2 protein-coding genes are annotated in these 1,300 nt (G+C 37.2%); both read right to left on the bottom strand.

Annotated elements, in window-relative coordinates; translation table 11 throughout:
- Nucleotides 1–353 precede the first annotated feature (353 nt).
- Nucleotides 354–548 (bottom strand): DUF262 domain-containing protein, encoded by a 195-nt coding sequence (locus J7J01_10055; GenBank protein MCD6211202.1) that lies wholly within the window; start codon nt 546–548, stop codon nt 354–356.
- Between the two features lie 104 nt (nt 549–652).
- Nucleotides 653–1,285, bottom strand: coding sequence for a hypothetical protein (locus J7J01_10050; GenBank protein MCD6211201.1), 633 nt, complete (start codon nt 1,283–1,285; stop codon nt 653–655).
- Nucleotides 1,286–1,300: the final 15 nt, after the last annotated feature.

Raw genomic sequence — 1,300 nt, 5'->3', positions numbered from 1 at the left:
TTCAAACAACTAATGGGTTACGGCAGACTAACAGAGAAGAAGGTAAGGTACATCGTGCGACACAAGAGAAGAGGAAAGAGCAACAGAGAGATAGCGTTTGAGATGAGGGTCAGTACTTTTGAATTTGGCCGTCGTTTTCATAGTATTCTTTCCACCAATCTCTGAGGTTATATCCTTTCTTGAAAAACACCGCAGTCCTTTGGTGGTATACCCTTGGGATGATAAACTACATAAAAAGCGTTGTAAGTCTTTGTTGCCCATCTAGAACGACTTTATCAACTTTCTTTTCTTCGGGTTCTTGTGGGAGAGTAGAATTAGTCTCATTTACACCCTGAAAATATCGTATTTTAAAATCAAAAGATGCCCCTCGACGCAGCAAAAGGAATGTCCCTAAAATAACCATTCAGTATAGATACTAATAAATCTTTTATATCCTGGTTGCTCCAAACAAAATTTCTTTGAAATTCTGGAAGCAACACCTTACCTTCGTATATCCTCTTTACTAAGGATAACACGTCTTCCAACTCAGGATACGGGTGTTCTACCATGTCAATTTACCTCCTTTTCATTTTTGGGATACAGCATGGCGTATAACGTTTTGCGGATAAAAGAAGTTGCCGAAGGCAATTTGGGGAAATCTTTGATTTCTCTTTTATACGCTATTATACGCAGTTCCATTTCCCTCATCCTCTTTGACCTTTCTCCAATATTCATCATAAATCTTTCTCCAATCTTGCTTAATAAGCCGATAAGCGTAGAAGTAAAAGGGAAAGGGCGAAATATAAACAAAGATATAACTTACTACCAACATCCAACGATTAAGGTCTGGTATGGCACCTTTTGAAATAAATATTCCAATAGACAAAAGTCCTAAACCAAGATAAAGGTAGAATATGGTTTCTCTGAAAGAAAATCCTATCCGCTTTCCTGACGTTGACACTCTTGACATCCATTTAAGGTATCGGTTCTCATAACTCAATCCACCCTCTTTTTCAAGAAAAACTCTTATATAACCAGAAACTCTCATTATAGCTTGGAAGCGAGAAATAATAATAAATAGGGAAGGAAGTATTATAAGGAATGGTATAGGGAATAGCAGAAGGTTCAAACTTTTTAGTTGCAAGAGATATCCTATGGTGGCCAGGGAGGCCAATACTGACACCTGCAATGCAGAAGACGCCAATCCATTCAAATGATTGATTTCGTCTCTGAGTGCCTTATATTCAGCTAAAATATAAGTGTTTTCACTTATATTTTGGTTTGTTTTTGGTTTTCTTTTATCCATAAATTATCCTCTCCA

It is taken from the genome of Methanophagales archaeon (assembly GCA_021159465.1).
GTDB lineage: Archaea > Halobacteriota > Syntropharchaeia > Alkanophagales > Methanospirareceae > G60ANME1.
The sequence above is the reverse complement of the archived record's forward strand: the minus strand, read 5'-3'. Positions and strand labels throughout refer to the sequence as shown.

Coding starts and splice junctions, on each gene's coding strand:
- J7J01_10050 (MCD6211201.1), bottom strand. CDS start 1,285: ATGGATAAAAGAAAACCAAAAACAAACCAAAATATAAGTGAAAACACT.
- J7J01_10055 (MCD6211202.1), bottom strand. CDS start 548: ATGGTAGAACACCCGTATCCTGAGTTGGAAGACGTGTTATCCTTAGTA.